Below are 26060 nucleotides of genomic sequence, written 5' to 3'. Positions count from 1 at the left end.
CAACAATGCCATTTAATGGGGTTGTAAAACGTTGAGTGAGAGATGGGGATAAGGGGGGAAATTTTCAAGCGGAGGCCGCGCGCGCAGCCTCCGTTTGGTCAGAAAATAATCTTGTGACGTCCGGCCAGCGAGTGCGACAGCGTGGTGCCGTCGACCATCTCCAGCTCACCGCCGACCGGCACGCCGTGGGCGATGCGGCTGGCGTCAACGCCGTACTGCGCGCACAGCTCGGCGATGTAGTTGGCGGTTGCCTCCCCTTCCACCGTCGGGTTGGTGGCGAGGATCACCTCTTTGATGGTTTCCGACTCCAGGCGCTGCTCCAGGCGATCGAGACCGATATCGTCCGGGCCGATGCCATCCAGCGGGGAGAGATGCCCCATCAGCACGAAATAGCGGCCGGAATACTGCCCGGTTTGTTCGATGGCGTAGATGTCCGCCGGACTCTCCACCACGCAAATCTGACCGTTTTCCTGACGACGCGGGTTCGTGCAGATGTTACATACGTCCTGCTCGGTAAAGGTCCGGCAATCCGCACAGTGGCCAATTTCTGACATGGCGCGGGTCAGAGCCTGCGCCAGGCGCATCCCGCCGCTGCGGTCGCGCTGCAATAGCGTAAACGCCATACGCTGCGCCGACTTCGGGCCAACGCCCGGCAGGCAGCGCAGTGCTTCCATTAACTGCGTGAGCAGCGGACTGGTTTGCATCAGAATGGCATCTTAAAGCCCGGCGGCAGTTGCATACCGCTGGAAACAGAGGCCATTTTCTCTTTCTGGGTTTCGTCGATACGGCGAGCGGCATCGTTAAACGCGGCTGCAACCAGATCTTCCAGCATCTCTTTGTCGTCTTCGAGCAGGCTCGGGTCGATTTCAACGCGACGGCAGTTATGCGCACCGTTGATGGTCACCTTGACCAGACCGGCACCGGATTCACCCGTGACTTCCAGCTGAGCGATCTCTTCCTGCATCTTCTGCATTTTTTCCTGCATCTGCTGAGCCTGCTTCATCAGGCCACCCAGACCGCCTTTTCCACCAAACATAGGCTTCTCTCTTCTTTCACGTTAAGGATTACAACCGTAAGTCAGACTCACGATCAAATGGGGCGAATACTCTCTTCATCCAAATCGGCGTCGAAGAACCGGCGCAGGGTCTGGATGTTGTTATCCGCAATTATCGCCTCGCGCGCCTGCGCGAGCTTCTCTTCATAAATGGCCTGACGCCACTCGAGCGGCGTTTTCACCGCCGGATTATCATCTTCAATGATAGTCAATTCAACCGGTACACCCTGTAATGCGGTAAGCGCCTCGGCCAGCGCCTTTTGCGCGCCAGGGGAGTTGAGGTGCCGCTGGCCAGGGCGCAGGTGCAGACGCACCTGATTACCGTCCTGCTCTTTCCAGGCGTTCAGCGCGACCTGCTCCAGCAGCTTCGGCAGTTGCAGTTTGCTGACCTCGGCGGCCCAGGCATCGCGCTCAATGGATTCTTCCGCGAGCTTCGCGGATAGCTCCGGCGTTTTTTCATGCTCCAGCGCCTTTTTCAGCGCTTTTGGCGTGGCGACCACTTCCTTGACCGTTTCAACAACGGTGGTCGCCTTCCAGCGGTATGCCTCTTCTTTCGCCGGGGCTTTTTGCTCGAGCGCGGACGGTGCCGGACGCGACTGCACGCGCTCCGTTACCGAGGCCAGTCGTTCAAGCGCGGCGTTGTTCACCGGCCGCGCTCTTGCAGGCGCTGCCGGTTCACTCTTTTTTGGTTTGGTTGCTCCCTGCGCACGTTGCAACTGGCTTCGTGCGGCAAGCACCGAACTGGTGGCATCCGACAGCGGCACGTTTTGCGGCGGCGGCGATGCCGGTTGCGGTGGCACCTGCTGCGGTGACATTACCGCGGTCGGCGCTACCGGCGCAAAGGACTGCCGGGGCGTTTCCGGCTCCGGCAATGGCTTGCGCGGATGGAAGGCCAGCGCGCGCAGCAGCGTCATTTCAACGCCCATCCGGCGATCCGGTGCAAACGGCAGCTCTTTGCGGCCAATCAGCAGCGTCTGATAATAAAGCTGAACGTCAGCCGGCGGCACGGTGCGCGCAAGTTCACGCATCCGCTGTTCAATGGTCGCCATGTCCGCGCCAATGGCCGACGGAGACAGTTGCAGCATCGCCACGCGGTGCAGCAGGCTGAGCATCTCGACAAGCAGCGCTTCCCACTCAATGCCACGGGCAGCGGCGTCGTTGACGAGCGCCATCACTCGCTCACCGTTGGCGGCAATCATCGCTTCAATAAGCGACAGCGCCTGATCGTCATCCAGCGTGCCGAGCATGGTACTGACCGCGTCGGTGGAGAGTTTACCGTCACCGCTGGCAATCGCCTGGTCGGTCAGGCTCAGCGCATCGCGCAGGCTGCCGTCCGCGGCACGGGCCAGCAGTTGCAGCGCACGCGGCTCGTGGACAATGTTCTCTTCATCGAGGATATGCTCAAGCTGAGCGCGGATCTGCTCAACGTCGAGCGCCTTCAGGTGGAATTGCAGGCAGCGCGAGAGGATCGTGACCGGCAGCTTTTGCGGATCGGTGGTCGCCAGCAGGAATTTGACATGCGCAGGCGGCTCTTCCAGCGTTTTCAGCAGGGCGTTGAAGCTGTGGCGCGACAGCATGTGCACTTCATCGATCAGATAGACCTTGAAGCGGCCGCGCGCCGGGGCGTACTGCACGTTGTCGAGCAGATCGCGGGTATCTTCCACTTTGGTGCGCGAGGCGGCGTCGATCTCAATCAGATCGACAAAACGCCCCTGCTCGATCTCACGACAGTTGTCGCACACGCCGCACGGGGTGGCGGTGATCCCGGTTTCGCAGTTCAGACCTTTTGCCAGCAGACGGGCAATAGAGGTTTTACCGACGCCGCGGGTGCCGGAAAAAAGATAGGCGTGATGGATGCGACCTAGCGACAAGCCGTTCGCCAGGGCCGTCAGCACATGTTCCTGACCGACAACGTCAGCAAAGGTTTGTGGTCGCCATTTACGGGCTAACACCTGATAACTCATGGGCAGGCTCTGCAACGCTGGAAGGTGAATTAATGGAGGGGAATGCTATCACAACCTCACCCATTGAGCGAGGTTGTGAGATACGGGATTAATGTCCCGGGAATGGCACCAGGCTGTAGCTGGTAATACCCTGTTTTTCCAGGCGCTGCTCGCCGCCGAGATCGAACAGGTTGATGATGAATGCCGCGTCGGTCACTTCCCCGCCCAGACGACGGATCAGCTTCACGGTCGCTTCGATGGTGCCGCCGGTTGCCAGCAGATCGTCCACCACCAGCACTTTGTCGCCTGGCTTGATGGCATCAACATGAATTTCCAGCTGATCGGTGCCGTATTCCAGCTCATAGCTCTCAGCAATGGTTTCACGCGGCAGTTTGCGCGGCTTACGCACCGGCACAAAACCCACGCCCATCGCCAGCGCAACCGGTGCGCCAAACAGGAAGCCACGGGCTTCAGTACCTACTACTTTGGTGATCCCGGCGTTTTTATAACGCTCAACCAGCAGTTCAATGCTGAGGGCGTACGCTTTCGGGTCTTCCAGCAAGCTGGTGACATCGCGGAAAAGAATGCCAGGTTTTGGATAGTCCTGGATACTTTTGATGCTATTTTTCAGATATTCAAGCTGCTGTGCAGTTGCGGTCATCGGTTTGTGCCTAAATGAAACAGTGTTACTCACGGCGCGCGACGAGTCGGTCAAAGTAACAGTTGTTTAACCTTTGACCAGGCGCACCTGTGCTCGAAAACGGTCGAATTTACTGGCTGTGCGCCATAATTGCAACCGCCATGATGAGGCTTCAGTGCTTTTGTTGCTTTTCATCAACCACGGGGATCCGCCACATAAAGATCAGCAGGCAAACCAGGATCGCCAGCAGCAGAATGCGCACCCACATCATTTTCACCAGCCATAACGAGACGGCGAAGGTGATCAGGATGAAGGCAATGGCGCGCGGCTTAGCCCCGGGCGGCATGGCCCGGTGTTTTTGCCAGTGCCGCAGGTAGCCGCCAAACCACGAGCGGTACAGAAGCCAGTGGTGAAAACGCGGCGACGAGCGGGCGAAGCACCAGGCGGCCAACAGGATAAACGGGGTGGTCGGCAGCAAGGGTAAAACCACACCCAGCGTGCCCAGCACTACCGCGAGCCAGCCAATGATGATTAAAATAGTACGCTGCATAATGCGAATCGTTATCAAACTGAACGGCTACTTTACCACTGGAGAGCGCCTTGAAAACAGCACTGCTTCTTGAGAGGCTGCAAAATCAGCTGATCGCGCTGCGGGCGCAGGCCACGCCGTTGATGGGCCACGCCACGCTGAAACCGCGCTTTGACCGGCAGCTCTTCCGCACCCGCAGCACCGTCATTGAGGATTATCTTGCTGAAGCGCAGACCAATCTCGACGAGCTTCGTCACGCGGTTGAGAGTGAACAGCAGGAACAGGTCGCGTGGCTTGCGGAGCATCTTACCGAGCAGATCACCGCCCTGCACCGCGAAATCGCCGCCTGGCCGTTACGGGCGTGGGACAGCGCCTCGCCGGGGCTCGGTAAATGGCAGCGCAAGCGGCTGGAGAACCAGGAGTTTGAGCGCCGTCTGTTTGAGATGAAGCGCGAGCGCGAAGCCCGCCTGAACACCAGCGAAACGCTGGAAGAGCAGCAGTTATTAATGCGTGAAATCAGCGCGCTGGAAGGCCGCATCGTCCGCTGCCGTCAGGCGCTGGATGAGATTGAACGCGTCATTGAACGCCTGACCCGTTAACAGGAGCCACTGATGTCACTGGAAAATGCCCCCGACGAGGTCAAGCTGGCCGTCGATTTAATTATGCTGCTGGAAAATCACGAGATCCCGGCGGAGACGGTGCTGAAAGCGCTGGAGATTGTGCGACGAGATTTTGAGGGGAAACTTCCCCCTCACCCTACCCTCTCCCCAGAGGGGAGAGGGAAATAGATTAGGCGGGAGTAGGGTCGTCCCCCTTAATCTCGCGCTTCACTTCCGTATGCTCATCGCCTTTCTCGTTGCGCAGATGAACCTCAAGCTGGTTAAAGGCGATATTAATATCGTTTTCACGACACAGACGGTCAATGGTGCGGTTCAGCTCATCGACGGTGTAGCTGCGATCGCGCAGTTCGCGTACGTACAGGCGCAGCTCATGATCCAAAGTGCTCGGCCCGAAGGTGGTGAAGAATACCGCTGGCGCAGGATCGTGCATCACTTTTGGATGGTCGGCTGCCGCCTTCAGCAGTACCTCTTTCACCTTGTCCAGATCCGAGCCATAGGCCACCCCGAGTCGGATCACCACGCGAGTGGTGGTATCCGAGAGCGACCAGTTGATCAGACGCTCGGTCACAAACGCTTTGTTCGGGATGATCACCTCTTTACGATCGAAGTCGGTAATGGTGGTCGCACGAATGCGGATCTTGCTGACGGTCCCGGAGAAAGTACCGATGGTGACGGTATCGCCGATACGCACCGGACGTTCGAACAGGATAATCAGGCCAGAGACAAAGTTACCGAAGATCTCCTGCAAGCCGAAGCCCAGACCCACCGACAACGCCGCCGCCAGCCACTGGAGTTTATCCCACGAGACGCCCAGCGAGCCGAATACCGTCATCGCCCCGACAATAATAATGACATAGTTCAGGATGGTGGTAATGGCGTACGACGCCCCCTGACGCAGGTTCAGCCTTGAGAGCACCAGCACTTCCAGCAGACCCGGCAGGTTGCGGATCAACGCCCAGGCAACCACTGACGACACCAGCGCAAAGAGCAGGCTGCCCATGGTGACGCTTTTCATTACCGCAGCGCCCGCTTCGGTACCGTTGTATTGCCAGAGCGTGATACTGTCGAGGTAGGCGAAGACGGTAATTAAATCAGACCAGATGGCCCAGAACATCACCGCAAACAGGGCGATCATCACCAGCATGGTAATACGCATCGTTTGCTGGTTAACCTGCTCCAGAGCAATGGTCGGCTCTTCCTGCGGCTCTGCCCCTTCAGCCCCCTCTTTCACCTGATGCTGCCGACGGGCAACAGCACGACGATAAGCAATGCGGCGCGCCGCCACGCTCAAACCACGCAGCACGGTCTGGAACAGCAGGTTCCATACAATCACCAGATAAACCGTTTCGATCCAGCGACCGGACAGACGCAGCGTGGTATAGAAGTAACCCGTCGCCGTCAGCACCATCAGCGCCAGAGGAATGATCGCCAGTACCGTTACGGTAGCCAGACGAAGATTGTGGGACTCTTTATCCCGCCAGCTGTCGCGGCACATTGGCCACATCAGAACGGCAATCAGCAGCAGGTTCAGCATAATCACCAGTTGCCCCAGCACGTCATCCATCAGGTGCAGCGGGGAAAGCTCCGCCACAACTGACCAGAAGTGCAGCGGCAGCAGCGCGAGGCTGATGCGCACAATCTGGCGACGCCAGTGGCTGGTGAGTTTTTCCGGCATGTTGAAGTGGCGGACGGCGACGCCATCTTTTTCCAGCACTTTCCAGCACAGACCAAACACCAGCCAGAACAGCGCCAGCTTCTTGCTGAACGCCCACAGCAGATCGCTGATATTCAGCTGCATGGTCAGCAGGATCAGGCCCACGGCGAGTATCAACAGGCAGACCGGCAGAGCACGGATCAGATCGATCAGGATCGCTTTCGGGGTGTGCAGTTGGCTGTCGTTACGCAGTTGCCCCACTTCCGAGGCCAGCTTCGCCTGGTACTGTTTCAGCCATTTCAAACGCCAGCGTATGACGCCAGCGATGAGCAGCAAAGGCAGCCCCGTCAGGAAGGCAATCATCACCGCAGGCCAGGCTTTCTCCCAGTTCACGGTAATTTTCATGCTTTTGATCTGGGATTTCAGCGTTTCCGGGAAAGATTTAAACCAGTCCCAGTCCATGGGTTTATTGCTGTTCACCCAGAAAATCTGCTGGGTCAGGATCTCCTGGAGGCTTTTAGAAACGCTCACCAGCTGCTGCTGGTTGATTTGCAGGTTAATCGCCATCATCAGCTGGTTGCCCAGCTGCTTGTTAAGCTGATCGAGCAATTCGCGGCGCATGTCCACCACCTGCAACAGCGCGTCGTGAACTTCAGCATTCACTTCACCTGAATGGCCCTCTTCCACTTTGGCAACGAAGGTATCGCTCTGAAATAGCGCATCGCGCTGCTGGTTAACGTCAAACTGTTCAAGACGCAAATCCGCAATGCGGTTGGTCATGTCTTCCAGCTCGTCGGCGGAAGGCAGCGTCTGCTGTTGCTGGTAGAGAATGCGCGACAGCAGCAGGCTGCCCTTCAGGACGGCAATCTGCTCCTTGACGTTGCGCTCGGCCTGCAAAGCGCGATCCAGCCAGTTTTTGACCTTAATATTCTGCTGCACCAGCGCGCTGCCGCTTTCAGTCGCCTGAATCAGACGCTCGCTCAGTTGGTGGTTAATCTCCAGCTCCTGCTTCACCAGCGGGTTGGCCTGAATACGGGCCGTCTCGTCTGGCGAAACCGCTTCCTGCGCCGTTTTTTCAGTCAGCGTCAGGCGCTTGCTGTTCACCGCTTCCTGCAACAGCTGAAGCTGATGCTCAAGCCGGTTGATATTCGCGGTCACGTAGTCACGCTGTTTTTGCAGCGCATCCTGTAGCACCGTGTTGCCTTCCAGGCTCTTACGCTGCTGTTCAATCTCCGCGTTTAGCAGCGTCTGCTGGATGTTCAGCAGCGTTTGCTGGGTGGGACGAAGCGCCCCTTCCCCCACGGTGATGCCATTCAGACGGTTACGTATCTGCTGTAGCTGTTGCGACGCCGAGTACATAGCGTTCTGCACGCGCTCAGGCTGGGTTTGCAGCGAAACCAGCTGGCTGTTGTAGGTTGAGAGATCGGACTGCGCCGTTTGCAGATCGTCCAGCAGCTGCGCCACGCGCGACTCAAGCTGGCGCAACGACAGCGTGGCAAGCGTTTTTCGGGTTTCATCGTCGTTATCGACGTCGCTGAGCGCACTCAGCGCCTCCGTTGCCTTACGCATGTTCTCCGGCGCCTGAGCGACCTTCTGCCGTAGCTGGGCCGTTTCGGCTTTGATGCGATCGATCTTGTCCAGCGTTTCCAGGGTTTCCGTCAGATCCTGCTGAACGAGTTTTTCCTGGGCGGAGAGATCTTTTTGCTTATTCAGGGTGTCGAGTTGCGACTGAACATCAGCACGCGTGGGAATGTCACTGCCGTTGTCTGCACGGGCCCATGAAAGCGGCGCGGCTGCAAAGTAAAACAGCAGGATCAAAAACAGGGCCAGAACAGGATGTTGCGAGCGATTGATGTGCAGCATAGTTGTGAATGTGATGTGAGAAATGACCGGAAATAGTCGGGCATGAAGGATATCACGCCCGGCTGAAGCAGAATAGTACGACGGAAAGGGTCTACGATTTTTCCCATGCCCGATCAGGCAGAGCGCGGGCTAAGTTTACTTTGAAGGGTCGGACAGAGCTGGCACATCTCAAGAAAAATTTCGACGTAGCTGCGCGCCTCTGATCTGAGATCGAACGACTCCGGAGCAAAAAGCCAGTTTTCCATCAGGCCGGAAATATAGCTGCGCATCAGGATCGCCGCCCGGCGGGTGAGTAATGTGGCAGGAAGCATTTTGGCCTGCATGCACTCCGTGAGGACCTGTTCGATGCGATCGTAGCTTTCCAGACACAGGTCGCGCTGCGCCTGCTGAACCACCGCCATTTCACCAACGAACTCACATTTATGGAAGATGATTTCCATCATCAGACGACGACGCTCTTCAACAACCGTCGCTTCAAGGATATATACTAGAATTTCTCTTAACACTGAGAGTGGATCGTGAGGGAATTTTGCCCGATACTCACTCTCAAGATCGCTAATGCTGGACTCTGAAAGCTCCCAGATTTCACCAAACAGATCGGACTTGTCTTTGAAATGCCAGTAAATCGCTCCCCGCGTGACGCCCGCGGCCTGAGCAATCTGTGCCAGCGAGGTTGCCGAAACACCCTGCTGTGAGAACAAACGCATTGCCACATCCAGAATGTGTTGTCGGGTTTCCAGCGCTTGTTGTTTGGTTTTTCGTGCCATACGTTGATGAATTTACAGGAGTCAGATTTACATACATTTATGAATGTATGTACCATAGCATGACGATAATATAAACGCAGCAATGGGTTTTTAGACTCAGGACCCTTGATCAATTTGAAATCGGACACTCGAGGTTTACATATGAACAAAAACAGAGGGTTAACGCCTCTGGCGGTCGTTCTGATGCTCTCAGGCAGCTTAGCGCTTACAGGATGTGACGACAAACAGGCTCAACAAGGAGCTCAGCAGGTGCCAGAAGTTGGCGTCGTGACGCTCAAATCCGAACCTCTCCAGATGACAACAGAACTACCGGGCCGCACCAGCGCCTACCGCATTGCGGAAGTGCGTCCGCAGGTGAGCGGTATCATCCTGAAACGTAACTTCACCGAAGGCGGTGATGTCAAGGCAGGCGAGTCTCTGTATCAGATTGATCCAGCAACCTATCAGGCGTCTTATGAGAGCGCTAAGGGCGATCTGGCCAAAGCCGAAGCGGCAGCCAAAATCTCGCAGCTGACGTTGAATCGTTACAAGAAACTGCTCGGCACGCAGTACATCAGCCAACAGGATTACGATTCTGCCCTGGCCGATGCACAGCAAGCCAACGCAGCCGTTGTGGCGGCGAAAGCGGCGGTAGAAACCGCGCGTATTAACCTGGCCTACACCAAAGTGACCTCCCCTATCAGCGGTCGCATTGGTAAATCAGCCGTCACCGAAGGTGCGCTGGTGCAGAACGGTCAAACCAACGCGCTGGCCACCGTGCAGCAGCTCGACCCGATCTACGTTGACGTCACCCAGTCCAGCAACGATTTCCTGCGTCTCAAACAGGAGCTGGCTAACGGCACCCTGAAACAGGAAAACGGTAAAGCCAAAGTGGAACTGGTTACCAACGACGGTATCAAGTTCTCACAGACTGGCACACTGGAATTTTCTGATGTGACCGTCGATCAGACCACCGGCTCTATCACCATCCGGGCCATTTTCCCCAATCCGGATAAAACCCTGCTGCCGGGTATGTTCGTACGCGCCCGTCTTGAGGAAGGGACTAACCCAAGCGCCATTCTGGTTCCTCAGCAAGGTGTGACCCGTACGCCACGCGGCGATGCGAGCGCACTGGTTGTGGGTGCCGATAACAAAGTCGAAACACGCAATATCACTGCAACGCAGGCGATTGGCGACAAGTGGCTGGTAACGGAAGGTCTGAAAGATGGCGATCGCGTAATTATTACTGGTTTGCAAAAAGTTCGTCCTGGTGCGCAGGTCAAAGCTCAGGAAGTGAAATCTGACGACAAACAACAAGCGTCGGCCGCTGGCCAGTCAGAACAAACCAAGTCTTAACATAAACAGGAGCCGTTAAGACATGCCTAATTTCTTTATCGATCGCCCCATATTTGCGTGGGTGATCGCCATAATCATCATGCTGGCCGGGGGACTTGCGATCCTGAAGCTGCCTGTCGCGCAATATCCAACGATTGCGCCGCCGGCAGTGACGATCTCCGCAACCTATCCGGGCGCTGATGCCAAAACGGTGCAGGATACCGTTACGCAGGTTATCGAACAGAACATGAACGGTATCGATAACCTGATGTACATGTCCTCAAACAGTGACTCAACCGGTACGGTTCAGATCACCCTGACCTTTGAATCCGGTACGGATGCGGACATTGCACAGGTTCAGGTGCAGAACAAATTGCAGCTGGCGATGCCTCTGCTGCCGCAGGAAGTACAACAGCAGGGCGTGAGCGTCGAGAAATCGTCCAGTAGCTTCCTGATGGTTGTCGGCGTGATCAACACCAACGGCACCATGACGCAGGAGGATATTTCCGACTACGTGGGCGCCAACATGAAGGACGCCATCAGCCGTACGTCTGGTGTGGGTGACGTTCAGCTGTTCGGTTCCCAGTACGCGATGCGTATCTGGATGGATCCGAATAAACTGAACAACTTCCAGCTGACGCCGGTTGACGTGATCAGCGCAATTAAAGCGCAGAACGCCCAGGTTGCCGCCGGTCAGTTGGGTGGTACACCGCCGGTGAAAGGCCAGCAGCTTAACGCGTCGATCATCGCGCAAACGCGTCTGACCTCCGCCGATGAGTTCAGCAAAATTCTGCTGAAGGTGAATCAGGACGGTTCGCAGGTTCGCCTGCGTGACGTGGCGAAGGTTGAGCTGGGCGGCGAGAACTACGACATCATTGCGAAGTTCAACGGTAAACCGGCTTCCGGTCTGGGTATCAAACTGGCGACGGGCGCGAACGCCCTGGACACCGCGACGGCTATCCGTGCAGAACTGAAGAAGATGGAACCGTTCTTCCCGTCAGGTCTGAAAATCGTTTATCCGTATGACACCACGCCATTCGTTAAAATTTCGATTCACGAAGTGGTGAAAACCCTGGTTGAGGCGATCATTCTCGTCTTCCTGGTGATGTACCTGTTCCTGCAAAACTTCCGCGCAACGCTGATCCCAACCATCGCGGTGCCGGTTGTACTGCTCGGGACCTTCGCGGTGCTGGCGATATTTGGCTACTCGATAAACACCCTGACGATGTTCGGGATGGTGCTCGCCATCGGCTTGCTGGTGGATGACGCCATCGTGGTGGTCGAAAACGTCGAGCGTGTCATGGCGGAAGAAGGCCTGCCGCCGAAGGAAGCAACCCGTAAATCAATGGGCCAGATCCAGGGCGCGCTGGTCGGTATCGCGATGGTACTGTCTGCGGTATTTATCCCGATGGCCTTCTTTGGCGGCTCTACCGGTGCGATTTACCGTCAGTTCTCCATCACCATTGTTTCGGCGATGGCGCTGTCGGTACTGGTTGCACTGATCCTGACGCCAGCCCTGTGCGCGACGATGCTGAAGCCGATTCAGAAAGGCGGTCACGGCGAGCATAAAGGCTTCTTCGGCTGGTTCAACCGCATGTTTGATAAGAGTACGCACCACTACACCGACAGCGTGGGTAACATCCTGCGCAGCACCGGTCGTTACCTGCTGCTCTATATCATCATCGTGGTGGGGATGGCTTTCCTGTTCGTTCGTCTGCCAAGCTCGTTCCTGCCAGATGAAGACCAGGGCGTGTTCCTGAGTATGGCGCAGCTTCCGGCCGGTGCGACGCAAGAGCGTACGCAAAAGGTGCTGGATGAAATGACCGACTACTTCCTGACCAAAGAGAAAGACAACGTCGAATCCGTGTTTGCGGTTAACGGCTTTGGCTTCGCGGGTCGTGGTCAGAACACCGGTATCGCCTTCGTTTCTCTGAAAGACTGGTCTGAACGTCCGGGCGCAGAGAACAAGGTAGAAGCCATTACCGGCCGCGCGATGGGCACCTTCTCACAGATTAAAGATGCGATGGTCTTCGCCTTTAACCTGCCAGCGATTGTTGAACTGGGTACGGCGACCGGCTTCGACTTCCAGCTGATTGACCAGGGCGGTCTGGGCCACGAAAAACTGACTCAGGCGCGTAACCAGCTGTTTGGCGAGGTGGCAAAACACCCTGACCTGCTGGTGGGCGTACGTCCTAACGGTCTGGAAGATACGCCGCAGTACAAGATCGATATTGACCAGGAAAAAGCGCAGGCGCTGGGTGTTTCCATCAGCGACATTAATACCACGCTGGGTGCAGCCTGGGGTGGCAGCTACGTCAACGACTTCATCGACCGTGGTCGCGTGAAGAAAGTCTACGTGATGTCCGAAGCGCAATACCGTATGCTGCCGAACGATATCAACAACTGGTATGTTCGCGGCAGCGATGGCCAGATGGTGCCGTTCTCCGCCTTCTCAACCTCGCGCTGGGAATACGGTTCACCGCGTCTGGAGCGTTATAACGGCTTGCCATCGATGGAAATCCTCGGTCAGGCAGCCCCGGGCCGAAGCACCGGTGAAGCCATGAACCTGATGGAAGAACTGGCCAGCAAGCTGCCTGCGGGTGTCGGCTACGACTGGACCGGCATGTCCTATCAGGAACGTCTGTCCGGTAACCAGGCCCCTGCCCTGTACGCCATTTCACTGATTGTGGTGTTCCTGTGTCTGGCGGCATTGTATGAGAGCTGGTCGATTCCATTCTCCGTTATGCTGGTGGTTCCGCTGGGGGTTATCGGTGCGCTGCTTGCCGCAACGTTCCGTGGGCTGACCAACGACGTTTACTTCCAGGTGGGCCTGCTGACAACCATTGGCTTGTCGGCGAAGAACGCGATACTAATCGTCGAATTCGCCAAAGATCTGATGGAGAAAGAAGGAAAAGGCCTGATTGAAGCAACGCTGGAAGCCGTTCGTATGCGTTTGCGTCCAATCCTGATGACGTCCCTGGCATTTATCCTCGGCGTTATGCCGCTGGTTATCAGCTCCGGCGCGGGCTCCGGCGCACAGAACGCAGTAGGTACCGGCGTAATGGGTGGGATGGTAACCGCGACCGTTCTTGCGATCTTCTTCGTACCGGTGTTCTTCGTGGTGGTTCGCCGCCGCTTCAGCCGTAAGAATGAAGACGTTGAGCACAATCATTCGGTAGAACATCACTGATACCGGTTTCACATGATAAAAAGGCCGCATTTGCGGCCTTTTTCTTTTTCAGAAAAAATCATAAAATAGACCTATTGCCTTTCTATTTATTTTCCTCCTTTTTAATAAGGCCTATCATAATAGGCCGATAACTTACACCAGGAACTCAGCATTCTTTTATTATCATTTCGTGACGTAAATTATTCGGACTATTCCTAAGCAATGGAAAATATCTGAAGATATCTGGTTTCGGACTTCACATGAAACTTTGCGCTAACTCAATGAATTCTAAGGAACCGATAAAAATCGTCTTTTTTATTGATTAACGCGTTCGCTGCAAAAGGTAGATTTGCGTAAAGGCTCGAACAGTAACGATTTAATTGTAATTTTTCGTAATAGCGCGGTGAAATCTTGATCAGAGTGGCTTATAGTTAGAGTTATCAGGAACACAGCTCCCGTGTGGCTAAGCAAGTTGTATCCATCCCGACATGATGTTCGGTGAGTAAAAAATCACTCAGAAGGGGATGCGCTATGGACGAGTACTCGCCAAAAAGGCATGATATCGCGCAGTTGAAATTTCTCTGCGAATCCTTGTACCATGACTGCCTTGCCAATCTTGAAGAAAGTAACCATGGCTGGGTGAACGATCCAACGTCTGCTATCAATTTACAGCTTAACGAGCTGATCGAGCATATCGCCACCTTCGCACTTAATTATAAAATTAAGTACAATGAAGATAATAAGTTGATAGAGCAAATTGATGAATACCTGGACGACACCTTTATGTTGTTCAGCAGCTACGGCATTAACGCACAGGATTTGCAGAAATGGCGTAAATCAGGAAACCGTCTATTTCGCTGCTTCACTAATGTCAGCAGAGCTAATCCGGTTAGTCTTTCCTGTTAAAATTATTACAATTACTAAGGTGAATTTATGTCTGATAAACCATTAACAAAAGTCGATTATTTGATGCGCCTGCGACGCTGCCAGTCAATTGACACCCTTGAACGAGTTATTGAGAAAAATAAATACGAGCTGTCTGATAATGAACTGGCGGTATTTTATTCAGCTGCCGACCATCGTCTTGCTGAGCTGACCATGAATAAACTGTATGACAAGATCCCCTCTTCGGTGTGGAAATTTGTTCGTTAATCGTTGAAGAGAGACTGTAAAGGCATTACGCCCGTTGTTAAGCTGAATTTACCTTTCGAATTACGCTTCAAATGCAAACGCCAGGTTCCCGTATAAAACGTATTTATGCGCAAGAATGTTGTGACTCCCGTCACAGCCACTTTTAGGGAACGTTCCCTTTCTGGTTAATCCTCTTTACGCTGCGTAAAACGATTCCAGAGAGGTTCCCATGAGTGAAGAAAAACAGAAGATGATTGCAGGTGAATATTACCGCCCTGGCGATGACACGCTGAGGGCTGACCGTTTACGCGCGCGTCATCTTGTTCACCGCTATAACCATACCGCACCCGATGAGAAGGCCGAACGTCGCGCCTTATTAGCTGACCTGCTGGGTCAAAGCGAAGGTGCGTATATAGAGCCAAGCTTCCGCTGCGACTACGGGTATAACATCTATCTGGGCAACAATTTTTACGCTAACTTCGATTGCGTCATGCTGGACGTCTGCCCTGTCCGCATTGGCGATAACTGTATGCTTGCACCGGGAGTGCACATTTATACGGCCACGCATCCTCTGGATGCGACCGAACGTAACAGCGGGCTGGAGTACGGTAAACCGGTCACCATTGGTGATAATGTCTGGATCGGCGGACGCGCGGTGATTAATCCAGGCGTGACCATTGGCGATAATGCGGTTATCGCTTCCGGCGCGGTAGTGACCAAAGACGTGCCGGCCAATGCGGTAGTGGGCGGGAATCCGGCGAAAATCATTAAAATGATCTAAGCGCATCCTGAGTAACTGTTATGCTTTTTCCTGGCATAACTGTTACTTTCATCGCATAAACCCCTCTCATAAAATAGGCAGATCACCTGTATTTTTAACAATCATAAAGGCAAAAAATGACAGAGATACAGCGCCTGCTTACCGCCACCATCGACGATCTCAATACCCGCGAAAAGCGCGACAATCGCCCGCGCTTTAGCATCAGCTTTATTCGCAAACACCCCGGATTGTTCGTCGCCATGTACGCCGCCTGGCTGGCAACGCTTATCGTCATGCTGAAGTCTGAAACACTGGTCGATTCCGTCTGGCTACTGGTTGTGCTGTTCGTGGTGTTTAACGCGTTTTTCTTTTTCGACGTCAATCCGCGTTACCGGTATGAAGATATCGACGTACTCGATTTCCGCGTGTGCTACAACGGGGAGTGGTACAACACGCGCTACGTGCCGAAGGAGCTGATCGACAGCATCCTGCACTCGCCAGCCGTCGAAGCCGGGCAAAAAGAGAAGTTGCAGAAAATGGTCATCACTAAGGGCCAGCTCTCTTTTTATGATGTCTTTACCCTTTCCCGCCCCACTGCTGTGTAATGAGCGCCTGAAGACGTCGGATACCCGGCGCAAACTGCGAAGCAGAGGTATTACCGTAACCTAAAACCAGACCGGTTTGCCCCTGCTTCGTCTCAAGGTAATACCCGCTCAGCGCAGCGGGTGCCAGCTGAAACGCTCTCGCCTGCTCCACCAGCCGCAGGTCGTCGATACCGTCAATTGCCAGCGTCAGATGCATTCCCCCTTCCCCGGCAAGAACACGATGCGGCGTATGAAGCTCTGCGCTCAGCACCTCCCGCAGCTGGCGGTAACGCTTACGATAAAGGCGGCGCATGGCGGCAAGATGTCGTGCATAGTGGCCTTCCTCAATAAACAGCGCCAGGGTGCGCTGTTCAGCGCGATGCCCGCCGCGCAGCAGCGAGCCGATGGCCGGACGCGCCGCCTTCGCCAGCGCTGGCGGTAACACCATGAACCCCATCCGGAGCGATGGAAACAGCGTTTTGCTGAACGTCCCCAGATACACAACGGGCGCATTGTTGACCATTCCGAGCATCGCCGGGACGGGCTCACCGGTATAACGAAATTCGCTGTCGTAATCATCCTCAATGATCCACGCGCTGTGCTGCCGGGCCAGTTCCAGCAGCGCCAGACGCCGCCGCGCGCTGAGCACGCTTCCGCAAGGGAACTGATGCGATGGCGAGGTAAAAATCAGCGTGGGTGAAGGCGCAGACAACCCTTCCCAGCACATCCCCTCGTCATCCACCGGTATGCCGGACATCGCCAGGCCGGTTTTGACGAAAGCGCTTTTGGCGCCGCTATAGCCGGGATTTTCCACCCAGGCAACATCCCCCGGCTCGCTTAACAGCATCGTGCACAGATTGACGCCCTCCAGCGCCCCTTCGGTTATCACAATCTGGCTGGCATCGCAGTCAATGCCGCGGGACAGCGCAAGATGGCGGGCAACGGCGGCCCGCAGCGTCGGCTCGCCGGCCGGGTCGCCATACCCTAACAGGGTGCTTCCCTCCTCGCGCAGAACACGATCGTACAACCGCCGCCACAGCGGTAAGGGGAAATAGTTGATGGCAGGCGTTCCCGGCGTAAACGCCATCACCGGGGTGTCGCGCGGCACAGGCGCGGGCAGCAGGGCGACACGTTTTGTCAGCCTGACGTCCGGGTCCGGTAATGTCCGGGTAATCGTCCGAGGAGCGAATTGCCCCACCCGCGTACCCTGGCGGCTACGCAGCAAATAACCTTCGAGCGTGAGCTGGTCCAGCGCCGCATTGACGGTGTTTCGGGACACCGAGATCTGCTGCGCCAGCGTTCGCGAGCCGGGCAAATGGCTGCCGGACCGGAGCCTTCCGCACAGTATGGCCTCCCGCAAAGCAAGATAGAGCGCACGCTGGAGCGTCTCTTCCCCACGTTTTTTCAGCGCAGCATGGATCAAGGTGTAAAGCTCATCACCCGGTATATTCATCTTTCCTCCTCGTGGTACCAGAAAAACATAGCCTGGTGGTTCTTTTTAAGGAACCAGCAATTCATTAATCTGGAGATCTTTTCAATATGACGGGAATAAAGATGAATACATTCAATGAGTTTGGACAACCTGTAGGTGAAAGCCTTTTCGACTGGCAGCCTCGCCCGCACCCGTCCCGGGTGATACTTCAGGGTCGCTATTGTCGGCTTGAGCCGCTGCGCGTGGAGCATGCCCCGGCGTTGTTCTCTGCGTATTCCCTGGCCGGAGATACCCGAAGCTGGACGTGGCTGCTGCGTGAACCCGATGCCACCGCAGAGGAGTTTGCCGAATGGGTGGCGAGCGTGAGCGAATTAGCCGATCCCATCCACTTTACCGTTATCGATAACCAGACCCAGTCTCCTGTCGGGACGCTGTCCCTGATGCGGATCGATCCTAAAAACGGCGTTGTGGAAGTGGGATATGTTCACTTCTCGTCACTGTTAAGTCGCACGCCCATGTCGACAGAAGCGCAGTATCTGCTGATGCGGTACGTGTTCGATACCCTGGGCTACCGGCGTTATGAATGGAAGTGCAACAGCCTGAACGAACCCTCCCGCAAAGCGGCTCTGCGTCTGGGCTTTCAGTTTGAAGGGCGTTTTCGCCAGGCGCTGGTCATTAAAGGCCGAAACCGGGACACCGACTGGTTTTCAATTCTCGACAAAGAGTGGCCAGTGCTGGCGAGCGCGTTTGAAAGCTGGCTTGCCACCGACAATTTTACCGCCGATGGCAAACAGAAAAGCTCCCTGGAAAGCTGGCGAGAGACGCGCGTTTAGCGTCTTTTTTTACGTCCCTGCACCGCCTTAAAGCGCGGGTTAGATTTGCAGATCACGTATAAGCGTCCCTTGCGTTTGACTATCTGGCAATCCGGGTGACGCTGTTTTGCACTGCGCAATGAGTTCAGCACCTGCATGATTAGCCTCGCTTCGCATCAAGAAAGCCACCAAAACGCTTGCGGAAGCGTGCCGCGCTGCCATCCGTCGAGAAGGTCTTCTGCTTCCCGGTATAAAACGGATGTGATTTAGAGGAGACATCAAGGGTAACGTAGGGATACGTTTTCCCCTCCAGCTCAATTTCACGGTCTGTCTTAATTGTTGAGCCGACTTTAAAGTATTCATTAGCCGTGGTGTCGTGAAACACAACGGTGCGATAGGTTGGATGGATATTCGGTTTCATCTCTGGTCTTCATGTATTGTTATAACATAACAAAATACTATCTGAGCTTTGCTGCAAAAACAACCCCTGTCACGCACAGCCTGTTTTTGAAAGGTTGATTCAGATACCTGCCTGAGACTGTCACATGCTATAACTATATCATTTAGCGATAAAAAACTTTTTCTTCTGGCGCGCAAACTCCAGGCCCAAGGTGGGCATATGGAAAGGATAAAGCAGCATGCGAACCCGACATCTGGTCAGCCTGGTAACAGGCATACTGATCTTCTCTGTGCTGGTCCCTGTGTGCCTCAGTATCTGGCTGGCGCATCGTCAGGCAGAGGATAAATTTGTGGACGCTCTGGACAGCTATGCCTCGCGCGTCCTGATCCGTACCGACAGAGTCGTTGCGCAGGCAAAACAGGCGCTCACGCACCTACAGACATTCCACGCCCCACCCTGCACTCCCCCGCATTTACGCGAAATGCGTCGGGTTGAATTCTCATGGCGCTATATTCAGGAAGTGATGTATATCGATAACCAGAAGCCGCTCTGCTCATCCCTTGAACAATCCAGTAATACGGCGATCTTACCGCCCCCGATGCGGATCACCGCAGACGGGTATAGCGCGTGGCTCACCTCGCAAAACGACCTCGGCATTCACCGCTATATGGCCGTTCTGGGGAAAGGACATTATCTGGTGATGGTTGATCCTGCCTCGCTTGTGGATGTTGTCCCGTTTGGTGAAATTTCGATGGATGCCGCCCTGGTGGGCAGTGAAACCCATCGGATATTTGCCAGAAGCAATATTGTCGACCCGTATATTCTTTCTGTCGTTAAGGAGCAGCAGGACGTTACGCGCGTACAATACAACGGCTCGATGTACGTGTTGAAACCTGTACCCGAACTGGGTTTTACGGTGATCGCGTGGGCGTCGTTAAAACCGCTGGCGGAATCGTGGCACCAGCAGCTGATCATCTGGCTACCGGCTGGCATCTTGCTAAGCCTGGCTGGTGCCCTTATTGTCCTGCGCATCCTCCGCCGTTTGCTGTCACCGCGTAACCGCCTGATCGACGCAATCAACAACCGGGAGATCGAGGTTTACTATCAGCCCATCGTAGCGCTGTGCAGTGGAAAACTGGTGGGTGCTGAAGCGCTGATGCGCTGGCCGCAGCCAGATGGCAGTCACCTGTCGCCCAATCTCTTTGTGCCGCTGGCTGAGCAGACGGGGCTTATTTCAACGCTGACGCAGCTGGTGGTGAATAAGGTGTTTGAGGATTTAGGCGCCTGGCTGCATCATCACCCGGAACTGCACATTTCTGTCAACCTTGCGCCATCGGATTTAGCGTCCCCCGAGCTGCCTCGCCAGCTGAGTCAGTTGCTCAACAAATGGGGCGTCCACCCGCGCCAGATCGCCCTTGAATTAACCGAGCGCGGCTTTGCCGATCCCGCCGTCAGCGTGCCTGCCATCGCTGCGTTTCGCCGCGCCGGACACGCTATCTACATTGATGATTTTGGCACGGGTTACTCCAGCCTGAGCTATTTGCAGGATCTGGATGTCGATACCCTGAAGATTGATAAATCCTTTGTGGATGCGCTGGATTACAAGAACGTGACTCCCCACATCATCGAAATGGCCAAATCGCTTAAACTGGCGATGGTCGCAGAAGGCATTGAAACTGAAGGGCAGATCGAATGGTTGCATCGCCACGGCGTGCAGTACGGCCAGGGCTGGTATTTCAGCAAGGCGCTGCCTAAAGAGGATTTCATTCTCTGGGCCGGGCACAACCTGGAGAAGCACATTACTTAAGGTACGATTTGATCACCTGCATCACGACCCCGAGATCGGCCTCGCGCTGCGCTTCCTCTGGCTCTTTCACCACGTGATCGGTTAAATGCCCCTCAATCACTTGCATCATCATACCGTTTACCGCGCCCCTGATCGCCGCCAGCTGCTGTAACACCTCGGCGCATTCATGATCGCTGTTAAGCATTTTTTCCAGCGCAGCGCTTTGCCCCTGAATTTTTTTCAGGCGGGTCAATAACTTCTTTTTATCACGAACTGTGTGTGACATCGCTTAGCTCCTCTTTGGTGGCGTAAAAAGCATATCACGCTCTACTCCCCCTGGGTATTTTTCTACTGGGGGGTAGTATTATACTACTGGGGGGGAGTAGTATTCTCGGCATGTTTTCCACCCCGGAATGTTCAATGAACGATTTTTCTTCTCTTCTACAGCAGGGTAACGCCTGGCTGTTTGTCCCCAGCGCCATCCTGCTTGGCGCGCTCCATGGCCTTGAGCCAGGCCATTCAAAAACAATGATGGCGGCTTTCATTGTGGCGATCCGCGGTACGCTGAAACAGGCTGTGTTGCTTGGGTTGTCCGCAACGCTGTCTCATACGGCGGTCGTCTGGATCATTGCGATGGCGGGATTATGGTTTGGTCGGGGATGGGATGCAGATACTTCTGAGCCCTGGTTTCAGTTGATTTCCGGGGTTCTGATCGTGTTGATCGCCCTGTGGATGGCGTGGCGAACCTGGCATGAGAGCCAGCCGCATCACCACCATGATGATCATCATCACCATCATGATCATCACGACCACGCGCATCATCACGACCACACGTCTCCTCTGGTTGAAGAGGAGTGGCAGGATGCCCACCAGCGCGCACACGCCCAGGACATTAACCGACGCTTCAACGGTAAAGAGGTCACCACCGGGCAAATCGCGCTATTCGGCCTGACCGGTGGGCTTATCCCCTGTCCGGCCTCCATTACGGTGCTGCTGATCTGCCTGCAACTGAAACATTTCGCGCTCGGCGCCACGCTGGTGTTCAGTTTCAGTATCGGACTGGCGCTCACTCTCGTCGCCTCTGGCGCAATTGCCGCATTAAGCATGAAACATGCGGCGAAGCGCTGGCCCGGCTTTAGCGCCTTTTCGCGCAAGGCGCCGTGGATCTCAGCGGCACTGATCGCGGTAGTCGGGATTTATATGAGCATTCACGGCGCAAGCGGGATCCTGAGATAAGCATTGCGGCCACGGCAGTGGCCGCACGTGTCGGCTCAGCCGTTCTGCTGCCAGCTAAACGTGTAGCGCAGCCGGCGGTTTTGCAGAATGAAGGCCGGGGCTACGCTCGGGCTCCATGAGTCGTCTCCCCCTACGCCCATGTGAAACGCATCAAGATTCAACCAGCAGCCAGCCTCTTCCCGCAGCAAGTGCTGATGCGTTGTCTCATGCAGCTGTCGCTGGCTATAACGGCTCAGGGAGAAATGGAACTGTCCCTGCAACTGATGGGAGCCAAACGTCAGCTCGCGGGTGTCGCAGCGCAAACCATTTTCCGTCGGGAAGATATACGGCGTCTGCATCTCTTCCAGCGGTAACGCCCAGCGCCCCTGCTGCGCCGCCAGTTTTCTGTCCGGATAGTTCTCCAGTGGCCCGAGCCCCAGCCAGCGCACCGTTTCCGGGATATCCGCCAGCATAACGCTCAGGCCCACGCGAGCGGGCTCAGGAATGTCAGATGCCACCGTCACCTGCACATCACCGTGCAGTACCCCGTGGTCATCAATCCGCCAGACCTTGCAGCTGATAAACAGCGCTTTACCCTGATGCTCCCAGACGTGCTGCGTGGTCACCACCACCTCACGGGCATGCTGCTCCGCTTCACACTGGAGGAGGCGCGAGGACATCTCATACATCCCTGCCGCTTTCCAGCGTTCCACCCACGCGTTCGGATCGATGCGGGTCGCCTCGCTGACGCCAATGTCATTGTCCAGCGGCGCACGGGTGAAGTTATCCGTTAGCGGGGAACGGAGCGTTTCAGCGCCCTCGTTCCACCACTGGGTCAGGTTTCCGGTGAGACGGCTAAACTGCCAGCGCTGCTGCTGATGAGTAATGTCCAGCGCTTCGTCCTGCACCGTTAGCTGCGGAGGGGTTCCGCCTGCTTTCGGTGGCGCAAGGTACAGCGGAGCCGGGAGCGGCCACTGATCCCAGGCACAACGGTGGCCGGGCGGCGACCACGGCGTGGCATGCGGCTGAACGATCTCCACGTTGAGCCAGACCTCGCCCGGCTCAGCATCAAGCTCAGGCAGCGGGATCTCAACGCGCTGCGTCTCCTGAGGCGCAACAGAGAGGGGTGTTTCGCCGGAAGCCAATACCGCACCGTCACGCGCCACTGACCATCGCAGATGCTCGTTGTCAGTATGACGGAACAGATAATCGCTCTGGATATCGACGACCAGCGGAACGGTGCTCACCAGCGTAAAGGTAAAGAACTGCTGGGCACGCTGCGCCTCGTAAAGGGCGGGGTGCGGAGTGCGATCGGGAAACACCAGCCCGTTGAGGCAGAACTGACGGTCGTTGGGCTTATCGCCAAAATCGCCGCCGTAGGCCCAGTATGCCGTGCCGTCTTCCGCTTTTTTCGTCAGCGCCTGATCGACCCAGTCCCAGACAAACCCACCCTGCAACCGGGGATGGCTGCGGAATGCCTGCCAGTAGCTGGCAAAGCCGCCAAAGCTGTTGCCCATCGCGTGGGCATACTCGCACAGGATCAGCGGACGGGTTTCGTCCGGCATGCCGATCCACTTTTTAATCGACCACTTTGGCACCGCCGGGAATGGCTGATCCTGATCGACGCGGGCATACATCGGGCAGACAATATCGGTAGCGGCCGTACTGGCGCCACCGCCTTCGTACTGCACCGGCCGCGTGGGATCGGCGGTTTTCAGCCAGCGGTACAGCGCATCGTGATTCGCCCCATGCCCGGACTCATTCCCCAGGGACCAGATGATGATGGACGGATGATTCCGGTCCCGCTGCACCATACGCGTTACGCGTTCGCTCATGGCAGGCAGCCAGCGCGGATCGTCCGCCAGGCGGCTCATCGGCACCATGCCGTGGGTTTCAATATTCGCCTCATCGACCACGTACAGGCCGTAGCGATCGCAAAGCGTGTACCACAGAGGATGGTTCGGATAATGCGAGCAGCGCACGGCGTTGAAGTTATGCTGCTTCATCAGTTCGATGTCGCGGCGCATGGTCGCCTCATCCATCACCTGCCCCTTCTCAGGATGATGTTCGTGACGGTTCACGCCGCGGATCAGCAGCGGTTTGCCGTTAAGCTTCAGCAGGCCGTTGCTGATTTCGACGCGTCTGATACCGACATCGCAGGCTTCAGTCTCCAGCACGTTACCCTGCGCATCCCGAAGCGACATTGTCAGCCGATAGCATTCCGGTGTTTCAGCGCTCCACAGCGCGGGAGCGTTCACGGGGATCGCCACCGTGAGCCGTTCTGCCCAACTGCCACGTTCGTCCACGATGGCCGATCCGGGCTGCTGCGTGGTTTGCGCGCAGGCTTCGCCGTTACGCCACAGGGTAAACGCCACCTCGCATTCGGCGTAGCGTGAGCCTTCCAGCGCAACGTCAACCCGGAGTATCGCCCGATCGCATTCGGCATTCAGATCGGTCACGATCTGATAATCGGCAATTCGCGTTTCCGGCTTGTGCAGCAGCGAGACGTCACGGAAAATGCCGCTCATCCGCCACATGTCCTGATCTTCCAGGTAGCTTCCGTCGCACCAGCGTAACACCATCACCGCCAGACGGTTCTGCCCCGGTCGCAGCACCGCGCTAAGATCGAACTCCGCAGGCAGACGGCTGTCCTGCGAATAGCCCACCCACTGGCCGTTACACCACAGATGAAAAGCTGAATTCACCCCGTCAAAAATAATGCGGGTTTGCCCGCTGCACAGCCAGGCATCATTCATCTCAAATGTGAGCGAGTAACAACCAGTTGGGTTTTCAGCCGGAACATACGGCGGGTTCACATTTATCGGATAGGTGACGTTGGTATAGATGGGAGTGTCAAATCCCTCCATCTGCCAGTTCGACGGCACGGGCATCCCAACGGCGTCAGCCAGATCGTCCGTTATCCATGCCTCGGGAACCTGCTCTGGCGACGGGAAAAAGCTGAATCGCCAGACGCCGTTAAGCAGACGCTTGCTCAGCGAAAGTTTATCCTCGCGGGCGAAGGTTTCATCGCGCCAGCTATGAAAAGGCGCGTGTGTGGCCAGACGATTCCACTGCGTCACGCCCGGGTTTTCCCAGTCACGACGCGCCAGAAGTGCGCTGAGGGTCAGCGGCAATGTAGAAGACATATCAACCTCTTTGCGAAGCGCTCACAATTTTAGCCAACATGCCCTGGTAAACGATGGCGGTAAAGACTTTGATCGTCACCAGGCGAGCACGATCACAAAAGTGCTAGCTGCGCGCCAGTTTCTCCGCCAGCAGCGCCAGCGTTCTGAGCTGTTGTGCCAGATCTTCACGATCGGCCTGCTGTGCGGCGCGCGGCGCGGTGGAATGACGTACTATCAACGTAACGGGAAGTTGTTCCTGCCAGCATTCGTCGTGATTGGCAGGTGCCATCAGCCACTCCACGCTGCGCTCACCGGCCTCGCGGAACGCCTGCCGAACGGTGGTGAGCGGAGGTGAAAACCACGCGCTGTCAGCCGTATCATCAAATCCGACAACCGAGATCTGCCCCGGTACCGCAACGCCTTTTTCCGCACAGGCGCGTAAAACGCCAAGCGCCATCTGATCGTTAGCGACGAGGATCGCCTCCGGCAGCTGCGCGCCCGCCAGGAGCTGATGCCCTTTCTCATAGCCCGAGGCCGCGCTCCAGTCGCCCTGCGCCACCGCAAACGCCTCCACGCCGGCCCGGGCCAGCGTGGTTTTCCATCCCGCCAGACGAGCCCGGGCAGAGACAGAACTTTCCGGCCCGGCGAGCAGCGCAATTCGCTGGTGCCCCAGCGAAAGCAGATGCTCTGCCCCCAGGCCAGCGCCCTGTTCGGCATTGAAAACAAGGCTGTTAACCCGAGCTGTGGGGGAAACATCGAGAAAAAGAACCGGGGTCGGCGAGGCCATTTCCTGAAGCATTTCTGCCTGTGCATCTTCCAGCGGAACGTTCACCAGCAGCGCCTCCACGCGCTGCGCCAGTAATTCCTGCAAAGCAGCCTGACACTGCGCGGGTTGCTCCACCATGGAGATGAGTACGCTAGCCCCCTGCTCCACTGCCCGGGATTTTACAGCTGAGGCGATTTGCGACGGCGCATGCAGCGCCAGATCGCTGGTCATTAGCCCCAGCGTGCGGGTACGTTTCCCGGCCAGCTGCTGCGCGCCACGGTTAGGCACATAGTGTAGCGCCGCCATGGCCTGCCGGACCTTTTCCCGCGTACGGGCAGAAACGTGTTCTGCGTCGTTAATCACCCGGGAAACGGTCTGATAGGAAACGCCCGCCACGCGGGCAACGTCATAAAGAGTGATCGCTTTCATACATTCTGGCGTCGTAAAAAGAGAAGTCTCTATTCTGACACAGTTACGCCATCATAGCCTGTGAGCG

Annotated in this window: 24 protein-coding genes and 1 other annotated feature; of the genes, 11 read left to right on the top strand and 13 right to left on the bottom strand. The window is 56.1% G+C overall.

Annotation, left to right across the window (positions count from 1 at the left end; all coding sequences use genetic code 11):
- Positions 1 to 98 precede the first annotated feature (98 nt).
- The 5 genes from recR to AC4OVU_RS05750 all read right to left on the bottom strand — a co-directional run bounded on the left by recR (position 99) and on the right by AC4OVU_RS05750 (position 4187).
- Entirely contained in the window at positions 99 to 704 is a 606-nt protein-coding gene (gene recR, locus AC4OVU_RS05770) for a recombination mediator RecR (RefSeq protein ID WP_063946043.1), read from the bottom strand.
- Positions 704 to 1036 (bottom strand): YbaB/EbfC family nucleoid-associated protein, encoded by a 333-nt coding sequence (locus AC4OVU_RS05765; RefSeq protein ID WP_003858972.1) that lies wholly within the window; start codon positions 1034 to 1036, stop codon positions 704 to 706. Before AC4OVU_RS05765 ends, recR begins: the two co-directional genes overlap by 1 nt.
- A gap of 53 nt (positions 1037 to 1089) precedes the next feature.
- Positions 1090 to 3018 carry a DNA polymerase III subunit gamma/tau gene (gene dnaX, locus AC4OVU_RS05760; protein ID WP_110292626.1) on the bottom strand — a complete coding sequence of 643 codons (1929 nt, stop codon included), beginning with the start codon at positions 3016 to 3018 and terminating at the stop codon, positions 1090 to 1092.
- Positions 1696 to 1760, bottom strand: a sequence feature (DnaX frameshifting element). It overlaps the preceding gene by 65 nt.
- Positions 3019 to 3106: 88 nt before the next feature.
- Entirely contained in the window at positions 3107 to 3658 is a 552-nt protein-coding gene (apt, locus tag AC4OVU_RS05755; RefSeq protein WP_000127359.1) for an adenine phosphoribosyltransferase, read from the bottom strand.
- Between the two features lie 151 nt (positions 3659 to 3809).
- Positions 3810 to 4187, bottom strand: a complete 378-nt coding sequence (locus tag AC4OVU_RS05750; RefSeq protein ID WP_015571246.1) for a DUF454 family protein — start codon at positions 4185 to 4187, stop codon at positions 3810 to 3812.
- Positions 4188 to 4237: 50 nt separating this feature from the next.
- Here AC4OVU_RS05750 and priC point away from each other — a divergent pair, with 50 nt between their 5' ends.
- Together priC and rsmS are read left to right on the top strand one after the other, a co-directional pair.
- Complete coding sequence (gene priC, locus AC4OVU_RS05745) at positions 4238 to 4765, top strand: primosomal replication protein N'' (protein WP_017383213.1); 528 nt, start codon at positions 4238 to 4240, stop codon at positions 4763 to 4765.
- 12 nt (positions 4766 to 4777) lie between these two features.
- Entirely contained in the window at positions 4778 to 4954 is a 177-nt protein-coding gene (rsmS, locus tag AC4OVU_RS05740; RefSeq protein WP_017694394.1) for a pleiotropic regulatory protein RsmS, read from the top strand.
- Position 4955: 1 nt separating this feature from the next.
- Here the strand turns inward: rsmS and mscK are convergent, their stop codons facing one another.
- Together mscK and acrR are read right to left on the bottom strand one after the other, a co-directional pair.
- The gene (gene mscK, locus AC4OVU_RS05735; RefSeq protein WP_023296044.1) at positions 4956 to 8303 is read right to left on the bottom strand and encodes a mechanosensitive channel MscK; all 3348 of its coding nucleotides are present in this window, start codon (positions 8301 to 8303) and stop codon (positions 4956 to 4958) included.
- Positions 8304 to 8416: 113 nt separating this feature from the next.
- The gene (acrR, locus tag AC4OVU_RS05730) at positions 8417 to 9070 is read right to left on the bottom strand and encodes a multidrug efflux transporter transcriptional repressor AcrR (RefSeq protein WP_015571247.1); all 654 of its coding nucleotides are present in this window, start codon (positions 9068 to 9070) and stop codon (positions 8417 to 8419) included.
- 141 nt (positions 9071 to 9211) lie between these two features.
- On the opposite strand from acrR, the gene acrA reads away from it, so the two are divergent.
- The 6 genes from acrA to AC4OVU_RS05700 all read left to right on the top strand — a co-directional run bounded on the left by acrA (position 9212) and on the right by AC4OVU_RS05700 (position 16049).
- On the top strand, positions 9212 to 10405 hold the full coding sequence (gene acrA / locus AC4OVU_RS05725; RefSeq protein ID WP_017694395.1) for a multidrug efflux RND transporter periplasmic adaptor subunit AcrA: 1194 nt from the start codon (positions 9212 to 9214) through the stop codon (positions 10403 to 10405).
- 22 nt (positions 10406 to 10427) lie between these two features.
- Positions 10428 to 13574, top strand: coding sequence for a multidrug efflux RND transporter permease subunit AcrB (acrB, locus tag AC4OVU_RS05720; protein WP_015571248.1), 3147 nt, complete (start codon positions 10428 to 10430; stop codon positions 13572 to 13574).
- Between the two features lie 510 nt (positions 13575 to 14084).
- Positions 14085 to 14459: an Hha toxicity modulator TomB gene (gene tomB, locus AC4OVU_RS05715; RefSeq protein ID WP_006809850.1), complete on the top strand. Its 375-nt coding sequence runs from the start codon at positions 14085 to 14087 to the stop codon at positions 14457 to 14459.
- A 27-nt stretch (positions 14460 to 14486) separates the two neighbouring features.
- On the top strand, positions 14487 to 14705 hold the full coding sequence (gene hha, locus AC4OVU_RS05710) for a hemolysin expression-modulating protein Hha (protein ID WP_015571250.1): 219 nt from the start codon (positions 14487 to 14489) through the stop codon (positions 14703 to 14705).
- A 208-nt stretch (positions 14706 to 14913) separates the two neighbouring features.
- A complete protein-coding gene (gene maa / locus AC4OVU_RS05705; RefSeq protein ID WP_015571251.1) occupies positions 14914 to 15465 on the top strand; it encodes a maltose O-acetyltransferase in 552 nt (183 codons plus the stop codon).
- A 116-nt stretch (positions 15466 to 15581) separates the two neighbouring features.
- Positions 15582 to 16049: a YlaC family protein gene (locus AC4OVU_RS05700; protein ID WP_015571252.1), complete on the top strand. Its 468-nt coding sequence runs from the start codon at positions 15582 to 15584 to the stop codon at positions 16047 to 16049.
- Here the strand turns inward: AC4OVU_RS05700 and pdxR are convergent.
- Positions 16021 to 17481, bottom strand: coding sequence for a MocR-like pyridoxine biosynthesis transcription factor PdxR (gene pdxR / locus AC4OVU_RS05695; RefSeq protein WP_110292625.1), 1461 nt, complete (start codon positions 17479 to 17481; stop codon positions 16021 to 16023). The two genes, AC4OVU_RS05700 and pdxR, sit on opposite strands and share 29 nt — an antisense overlap.
- Positions 17482 to 17582: 101 nt before the next feature.
- Here pdxR and AC4OVU_RS05690 point away from each other — a divergent pair, with 101 nt between their 5' ends.
- On the top strand, positions 17583 to 18293 hold the full coding sequence (locus tag AC4OVU_RS05690; RefSeq protein ID WP_110292624.1) for a GNAT family N-acetyltransferase: 711 nt from the start codon (positions 17583 to 17585) through the stop codon (positions 18291 to 18293).
- On the opposite strand, the gene ykgO is transcribed toward AC4OVU_RS05690, so the two are convergent.
- Together ykgO and AC4OVU_RS05680 are read right to left on the bottom strand one after the other, a co-directional pair.
- Complete coding sequence (gene ykgO / locus AC4OVU_RS05685; protein WP_003859006.1) at positions 18290 to 18430, bottom strand: type B 50S ribosomal protein L36; 141 nt, start codon at positions 18428 to 18430, stop codon at positions 18290 to 18292. The genes AC4OVU_RS05690 and ykgO overlap by 4 nt on opposite strands.
- Positions 18431 to 18432: 2 nt before the next feature.
- A complete protein-coding gene (locus AC4OVU_RS05680) occupies positions 18433 to 18693 on the bottom strand; it encodes a type B 50S ribosomal protein L31 (protein ID WP_015571255.1) in 261 nt (86 codons plus the stop codon).
- Positions 18694 to 18910: 217 nt separating this feature from the next.
- Here AC4OVU_RS05680 and AC4OVU_RS05675 point away from each other — a divergent pair, with 217 nt between their 5' ends.
- On the top strand, positions 18911 to 20479 hold the full coding sequence (locus AC4OVU_RS05675) for an EAL domain-containing protein (RefSeq protein WP_110292623.1): 1569 nt from the start codon (positions 18911 to 18913) through the stop codon (positions 20477 to 20479).
- On the opposite strand, the gene AC4OVU_RS05670 is transcribed toward AC4OVU_RS05675, so the two are convergent.
- The gene (locus AC4OVU_RS05670; protein WP_015571258.1) at positions 20472 to 20744 is read right to left on the bottom strand and encodes a metal-sensing transcriptional repressor; all 273 of its coding nucleotides are present in this window, start codon (positions 20742 to 20744) and stop codon (positions 20472 to 20474) included. The two genes, AC4OVU_RS05675 and AC4OVU_RS05670, sit on opposite strands and share 8 nt — an antisense overlap.
- A 134-nt stretch (positions 20745 to 20878) precedes the next feature.
- Here AC4OVU_RS05670 and AC4OVU_RS05665 point away from each other — a divergent pair, with 134 nt between their 5' ends.
- On the top strand, positions 20879 to 21694 hold the full coding sequence (locus AC4OVU_RS05665) for a nickel/cobalt efflux protein RcnA (protein WP_017694400.1): 816 nt from the start codon (positions 20879 to 20881) through the stop codon (positions 21692 to 21694).
- A gap of 35 nt (positions 21695 to 21729) precedes the next feature.
- Here AC4OVU_RS05665 and AC4OVU_RS05660 read toward each other — a convergent pair whose 3' ends face one another.
- Together AC4OVU_RS05660 and AC4OVU_RS05655 are read right to left on the bottom strand one after the other, a co-directional pair.
- Positions 21730 to 24819 carry a beta-galactosidase gene (locus AC4OVU_RS05660; protein WP_110292622.1) on the bottom strand — a complete coding sequence of 1030 codons (3090 nt, stop codon included), beginning with the start codon at positions 24817 to 24819 and terminating at the stop codon, positions 21730 to 21732.
- 103 nt (positions 24820 to 24922) lie between these two features.
- Positions 24923 to 25993 (bottom strand): LacI family DNA-binding transcriptional regulator, encoded by a 1071-nt coding sequence (locus AC4OVU_RS05655; protein WP_110292621.1) that lies wholly within the window; start codon positions 25991 to 25993, stop codon positions 24923 to 24925.
- Positions 25994 to 26060 lie beyond the last annotated feature (67 nt).

Source organism: Enterobacter sp. 6722112 (genome assembly GCF_058661685.1).
This window is presented reverse-complemented; position numbering and strand designations above follow the sequence as displayed.